Source organism: Anaerostipes sp. AF04-45, from assembly GCF_003461725.1.
Classification (GTDB): Bacteria; Bacillota; Clostridia; order Lachnospirales; family Lachnospiraceae; genus Anaerostipes; species Anaerostipes caccae.
In genome coordinates, this window is sequence record NZ_QTXQ01000001.1 from 536,822 (window position 1) to 542,878 (window position 6,057).

Below are 6,057 nucleotides of genomic sequence, written 5' to 3' on the forward strand. Positions count from 1 at the left end.
ATACTAATGAAAAGAGGTTTATTTATGCCCTACAACCAAATAGCAGCAAACGGCACAATCGTTTCTGGAACAAATCCAGCAACTTTATCCGCTGTTGACATTAAAAAACAGATTGAAACTGACCTGAATAGAAACGATTACACATTTAAATGGAACTCTCGGCGCTCTCAGCCGTATTCTGGCGTACTGGATGACGGCGACAATCAAATTGATGTATATATCTACGCATGGAACATGACTCCGGCGTACAGATTGAACCCATCCGAAAAAAGAATTCAAATACGAGCCTCTGTTGATAATATTGGAATCAACCGTCCTATTACATCCACACAGAAAACTATTATTCTGGGGCTTTACAATTCTGCATCCGGAACACCTCTATATGCTGCATGGGACCCTTCCGTAAATGTCGGCCATGGACAGAAATCTTGCTATGTTCAAATTGAAGATGTCGCTAAAGCAATCACAGATGGTATTTATCAAACAACCGACCGTAATGGTGCTCCTATTTTCACGATTGCCCCCGATTTCCTTGCTGATTATATTTCCTCTCTTCAAGCGGGTAATGCAATCAATGTACCGCCTGGACCAAGACCTTTAAAAACCAGAGTAAGAGCAGCTGGGACTTCGAAACACAAAAAACGAGTGCTTAAATCCGTAGAGTCATTAAAATCAAAAATTGCTAATTTATCCAACACTGAGCAAGAAACAGTCATAAAAGCGCGTGTTGGGCAGGGCTATTTCAGAGACCTGCTAATCAATAAATATTCTTGCAAATGTGCACTGTGCAATATCTCCACAGAAACCATGTTGAGAGCAAGCCACATAAAAAGCTGGAAGCAAAGCACTGATGCAGAAAAACTTGACGAGAATAATGGTCTTTTGCTATGTGCACACCACGATGCTTTGTTCGACAAGCATCTTATTACTTTTGATAATTCAGGGAATGTACAAATTTCACCTACACTCAGCACACAGGAACAGATGGATTTAGGTCTTACTACATTACCAAGCATTGCTGTTACGCCAGCAATGCTGCCATACTTAGCTGTTCACCAAAGCAAATTAAGGGGATAAATCAATGTGCACTCTTCCAACGAGAAAACTGTTGGCTAATGCAGTTATTCAAGTTTTGAAACAAGCCTCAGTACCAATGAGGGCTTGTGATATAAACGGCAAAGTAGCTGAACTTCTTCAAATCCTACAAGACGTCCTCAAAATAGAAGATGCCAACTGTACTGGCACTGAGTTCAGCTATCAAATGAGATGGATAAGAACTAATCTTAAAAATCAGGGATTAATCAGTAGTCCAAAGCGTGGCTTTTGGGTATTGCAGAACAATCCTAACAACTAACCAATTCAACGAAGCAAACACAACAGGGACTGCCGTATTAACGAATAAAAAGCGTTAGTGCGACAATCCCTTTTCCTTTAACTACTCTATCCACCCAACCCTACACAAAATCATCTTGTCAACTCAACCTTGCCCATTTTCAACCTGTCCACTCAACCCTCGGTTTTATTAGGTTGCCATATTCCTAAAACAAAAAAATCCGAGAGCCGGAAAAGAACTCCCAACTCTCGGAAATGCTTTATTTTCAAGCCTTTTTCGGTATTCAGTTCTGTACTTTTGACAACAATACTACGCACTCGACATGCCCCGTATCTTTAAACCGTTTTCTGTTTCGTATTTTATTATACTATAATATCCCTACAAGTGACGTAAAATAGCCATCCGTTGGGAATCTGCTTTTTATATAAGACTTTATTATTCTTACAAAAATCATATAAGAACTTGTAGACGGTAGGCAAATGGTAGGCACTGCCTACGCATAAGTGTAGCCTGGCACTTGTCCAGGCTACCATATTTACCTTAAAACGTCACAATCTCAAGTGTTGGATCGTATGACACCTGACAGTTCATAAACTTCTTCAATAAGGGTGTAATACTTAACCGGAGCATAGCAGTGTACCTCTTTCCCGTCAATGATCCGGGTATCATATTTTATATATTCTTTTCCGGATTCATCTGTCACTATTTCGGTTTCTTTCACCGCTCCAAAATTGTTCTTAAATAAAACATTTTTTGTAATTTCCATTTTGTTACCTCCGTATAAGCTTTTTTACTTTACCTTATTTATTGTTATTCAAAATCTATTAAATCGTATATAGTGCAGTCAAGTGCACGTGCAAGTTTTTCTATCTGGTATACATCCCTTGGTATCCGGGTACCATCCACCCAGTTCTGTAATGTCCGGTATGGTACCCCGGATAGTTCGGATGTCTGTTTCATATTCATTCCTTTTTTATCTATATATTTTTTGATATTATTTTTCATTTCGCATCACCCAATTTATAACGGACACCAAGCCACTGCATATTGCAACCCCAATTAAACACCAGGATGAAACCACGTCCCATTTACTGTATATTGCGATCAATAAACAAAATAACATGAGGATCACACACTTATTTTTCATTGTTTCTTCACTCCTTTTATGTTATGATTGTGGTGAAAGGAAGAGGGATAAACCCTCTATCCTTTAGAAAAGTTGTTTTACTGCGGTTATGATGGTAAGAATTGTTGCGAGCACTTCTAAAATCGTCTTAACCGCTTTTAGTTTTTCTTTTGTATCTCTTTTCATTTATCCACCCCCTTTCTATGATTTAATTATATACTCATATAGGTGTATTGTCAAGTATTTTAATGCGTTAATTTCCCAAAATTTCAATATTTTGTGCACAAAAAAAGACCGGGATTTCTCCCGGCCCTGAAACTATTAAGCTGCAATCTTTGCACTATTATTCTGTTGTATAAACTCTTTGATCTGGTCATATCCCCAGCCGCAGTCAACTAATCCGCTCACCAAACATTCCATAGACTGCACGGCTCTCAAGTCCTCCTCCGATAAGTAATCTCTAAGATTCTCTTTTTTATCTATACCATACTTTTCACGAAGTTGTTTAGCATTCATTCCGAATAGTACCTTGTAAATACAATTCGTGTATGTGGAATAGGCATGACCATGCATCCTCTCATTTTCCGTAGACTGCTGTAATGCCTTTGTGAGAGATTGCCGAACCGCAATACCTTTCTCACGTTCTATCCGTTTCCCTTGCAAAGTGCTTTCCATAGCGTTGAACTGCTTAATGTATGCCAGTTTGAACTTCATTGCCTTTTCTCCGGTGTATCCCATCACAAGCAATGTGAAACCATCTCTATTCATAAGATACCTTGGATTGCTTTTTCCATTGGATGCCTTATAGGAATCTAAGTGGAATAGAGCGGAAAATTCCGCTGTACTAATGCAGTTTCCAATATTCCTGATGGATTCCATAACATCACGGTGATTTTTCTGAAAAGTATCTGCAACATCCAAGCTACTAACTACTGTCATTTCTTTCTTATCAATTCTTTTTACTTCAACTAACATAATATCAATCCTTTCTGTTGATTATTTTTTATTGTTCTATTATTAGTATGTAATTTCACCTGACAGATTAAAAAAATAAGCATACTGGAGTATTCCAGATGCCTATTCTATTTCTTTCTATTCTTATACAGTGCAGTACAGGTCTTCTTCCCTGCATAGCTGCCTTTCTTCCATCCAAGCTGTTTCCAGTACTGTTCTAATTTCTTTTGTGTAGCTGATCCCCAATCTCCGTCTACTGCAATGTCTGCACCAGATGCCAGAGAATTTAGTTTTCCCTGCATCCACCGAATTGCGTTTTTAGAGGAGGTCTTTTTTACGGTCGTGTATTTTACAGCCTGGACACCGATCGCCTTTTTAAAATTGTTCCATTCCTTGTTATCTGCTCCGACCCAAGGCGCCGGGCAGTCTTTTCCGTTCACATCCCAATGCCGAATAACACGGGATGCCGGAACACCGTACTTCTTCATGAGAAATTTTACAAGCTCGATGGTCTGCTCCCGCACTTTCTCCGGCACCTTCCCAGCGCTGTTGCACATTTCTATAGACAGGCTGTTTGCGTTCGTGCACTTCTTATAGTAGTTTCCTGCAGCCCCTGCCGTGGAATAGCAGCCGCCAACTGCCCAGGCGATTCGGTTTACTTTTACCGATTTGTAGATATACTTTCCACCGTCTACAAAGTAATTTGCGGAGGCGTGCCGGTTCTTCCCCTGGAAGTATTTACAGTTATTCAAGGCCGTGTCCCCATTATTCCCGGTGTAATGCACAGAAATGTACTCTATATCCTTTGTGCTTCTTTTACCGCCGTAATTACTCTTATGTGCAAATTTTTTCTTAAACTTCAATCCCATTTGCTTCTCCTTCCCGAAGTAAAAGAGGACGATCACTCGCCCTCTTTATATTTTGTTCTGTTCCAGATCTCTCTTACCTTTTCCCAGCCACCCATGGCAACCAGAGCCACCACGAATGCCGCAATAAAGGCCCCAAATACCATGTACCAGGTAATTACTATTCTAAAATACTGACATGCCGCTACAAGGACCACAGGGCACAGGATTAGCGACAGTACAAGCACCTGCAGAGATGTAGGAATCCGGTTCAGGAAAGCAATTTCCTTTGTTACCTGCGTAATAATAGACACCACTGCCGCCAGGATGCCGATGACCATAAATCCGTACGTTGCATACTGTAATAAAATTTCTAAGTTCATAAATATACCTCTCCTTCTACTGGTCGATGATGCTTTCTAAAAGCTCATCTCTTATTTTCTTCATGTTCTCGATGCCATTTCCTGTGATCTGATGATTGAGCAATGCAGCCAGGCTCTTAGATTGCTGCCGCTGCATCTCTTCTATTGCCACAATTTTTTTGTAGTCTTTCTCTGAGTGTTCTTCTAGTTTCTCCACTCTGGATTTAAATTTAAAAGCCGGGTGAATGATCTTATAGATCACCGCCCCGGCCCCGCCGATTATGCTTATGCCTCCGCATATTGCAAGTATTTGTTGTAACACTACTGTCCTCCCGTTGTCTCTGTCGCCCTTGCATCCTGAGCAGCATAAAACTGCTCTGTGAACTCTGCGATCTCCTGCCGCACGCTGTCTTTGTTTGCCTCGTATAACTTGCTATCCTGGATATTCTGTGTAATGTTATCCCCGTCTCCGTCTTCTGCTACCGTGGCATTTAGATAAACCACGGTGCGGTCAGAGTCCTTGACCTTAATTTCCCCAGTGAGGGTGATGCTTCTCTTTGTTTCTAACATGTTTGTTCTCCTTTCTATCCTGCAATGTTTTAAAATTTCTTTCTTATGTTCAGATGTACAAAATCTACTTCTTTAAAAATTACCCTATTCGCTTCCACATATAGCAAGTTATAAATGGCGGCATATTACTTGCACTTCCAGTATTACCGTGGTTATGTGCGTTTCCGCCTCCAGCATAGAGTGTAGCACCTTTCATTTCGTATTTTCCTTGCTGATCACTAGTTCTCCCCCAAATTGCTGGTCCTACATATCCAGGACCATCCACAGTTCCTTTCTTTTCTACCGTTCCACCAGTGAATGCATGCCTGTGATTTGGCATTTCATTTTCTGTTAATATATGCCCGCCTGTACTATGCATATGTGTAGTTTCCCCGCCCTCTATCTCGGCCTCTATAAGTTCTGTCATTATGCCTGGTCTTGTATCGACTGCAATTGGAAATCTGCCGTTCCCCCAAGGTACCCAAGCTCCTCCAAAATAAGTAGCTGGATTTACGTTAATAATAGAAATATAAATGCTCCCTACTGGATGAACCTCACTCAATATCGCATCTATTTTTACATCGCTTGCATCCAATCTTTTTTTCAATGACGGAAAACTCGTTCCATCCTCTTTCATCCTTGCGTCTACAACCTCTGCTAAAGACGGATCGGTTTTTGACAACTCATCAAGCAAATTGTCATATTTTTGGTCTAATAAATCCTGCTTTGCAGTATAAGTATCAATAGTTTCTTGTTTCTTTTGCATATCCGCTTTGCTTTCATCATTAATTCCCTTGATCCCGTCGTGGATGCTCTGCCGAACATCCCGGCCAAACACGGCATTTTTGATATTATTTAATGCTTCTTGTATTGTCATATCTGCTCCTT

General features: G+C 40.4%; 10 protein-coding genes. 2 read left to right on the top strand and 8 right to left on the bottom strand.

From position 1 onward, the window contains the following. Window positions 1–24 precede the first annotated feature (24 nt). Together DWV34_RS02840 and DWV34_RS02845 are read left to right on the top strand one after the other, a co-directional pair. A complete protein-coding gene (locus DWV34_RS02840) occupies window positions 25–1,077 on the top strand; it encodes an HNH endonuclease signature motif containing protein (protein ID WP_199485874.1) in 1,053 nt (350 codons plus the stop codon). 31 nt (window positions 1,078–1,108) lie between these two features. After that, the gene (locus tag DWV34_RS02845; RefSeq protein WP_158565672.1) at window positions 1,109–1,354 is read left to right on the top strand and encodes a winged helix-turn-helix domain-containing protein; all 246 of its coding nucleotides are present in this window, start codon (window positions 1,109–1,111) and stop codon (window positions 1,352–1,354) included. Window positions 1,355–1,889: 535 nt separating this feature from the next. Here DWV34_RS02845 and DWV34_RS02850 read toward each other — a convergent pair. From DWV34_RS02850 to DWV34_RS17530, 8 genes are all read right to left on the bottom strand, one after another. Further along, the gene (locus tag DWV34_RS02850; RefSeq protein WP_118475392.1) at window positions 1,890–2,099 is read right to left on the bottom strand and encodes a hypothetical protein; all 210 of its coding nucleotides are present in this window, start codon (window positions 2,097–2,099) and stop codon (window positions 1,890–1,892) included. Between the two features lie 44 nt (window positions 2,100–2,143). Continuing rightward, a complete protein-coding gene (locus tag DWV34_RS02855) occupies window positions 2,144–2,338 on the bottom strand; it encodes a helix-turn-helix domain-containing protein (protein ID WP_118475394.1) in 195 nt (64 codons plus the stop codon). 442 nt (window positions 2,339–2,780) lie between these two features. Beyond that, window positions 2,781–3,434, bottom strand: coding sequence for a Rha family transcriptional regulator (locus tag DWV34_RS02860; RefSeq protein ID WP_118475396.1), 654 nt, complete (start codon window positions 3,432–3,434; stop codon window positions 2,781–2,783). Between the two features lie 107 nt (window positions 3,435–3,541). Beyond that, window positions 3,542–4,282, bottom strand: coding sequence for a peptidoglycan recognition protein family protein (locus DWV34_RS02865; RefSeq protein ID WP_118475398.1), 741 nt, complete (start codon window positions 4,280–4,282; stop codon window positions 3,542–3,544). Window positions 4,283–4,314: 32 nt separating this feature from the next. Continuing rightward, window positions 4,315–4,641, bottom strand: coding sequence for a hypothetical protein (locus DWV34_RS02870; protein ID WP_009290877.1), 327 nt, complete (start codon window positions 4,639–4,641; stop codon window positions 4,315–4,317). Between the two features lie 16 nt (window positions 4,642–4,657). Beyond that, complete coding sequence (locus tag DWV34_RS02875; RefSeq protein ID WP_118475401.1) at window positions 4,658–4,942, bottom strand: CTP synthase; 285 nt, start codon at window positions 4,940–4,942, stop codon at window positions 4,658–4,660. Next, window positions 4,942–5,190: a hypothetical protein gene (locus tag DWV34_RS02880; protein ID WP_118475404.1), complete on the bottom strand. Its 249-nt coding sequence runs from the start codon at window positions 5,188–5,190 to the stop codon at window positions 4,942–4,944. Before DWV34_RS02880 ends, DWV34_RS02875 begins: the two co-directional genes overlap by 1 nt. 79 nt (window positions 5,191–5,269) lie before the next feature. Further along, a partial coding sequence (locus tag DWV34_RS17530; protein WP_330416948.1) for a phage baseplate protein occupies window positions 5,270–6,057 on the bottom strand: 788 nt, incomplete at its 5' end.

Bases quoted from the DNA above. Each gene is read 5' to 3' on its own strand.
- DWV34_RS02865 (WP_118475398.1), bottom strand. From the start codon at position 4,282: ATGGGATTGAAGTTTAAGAAAAAATTTGCACATAAGAGTAATTACGGC.
- DWV34_RS02855 (WP_118475394.1), bottom strand. From the start codon at position 2,338: ATGAAAAATAATATCAAAAAATATATAGATAAAAAAGGAATGAATATG.
- DWV34_RS02850 (WP_118475392.1), bottom strand. From the start codon at position 2,099: ATGGAAATTACAAAAAATGTTTTATTTAAGAACAATTTTGGAGCGGTG.
- DWV34_RS02870 (WP_009290877.1), bottom strand. From the start codon at position 4,641: ATGAACTTAGAAATTTTATTACAGTATGCAACGTACGGATTTATGGTC.
- DWV34_RS02880 (WP_118475404.1), bottom strand. From the start codon at position 5,190: ATGTTAGAAACAAAGAGAAGCATCACCCTCACTGGGGAAATTAAGGTC.
- DWV34_RS02840 (WP_199485874.1), top strand. From the start codon at position 25: ATGCCCTACAACCAAATAGCAGCAAACGGCACAATCGTTTCTGGAACA.
- DWV34_RS02860 (WP_118475396.1), bottom strand. From the start codon at position 3,434: ATGTTAGTTGAAGTAAAAAGAATTGATAAGAAAGAAATGACAGTAGTT.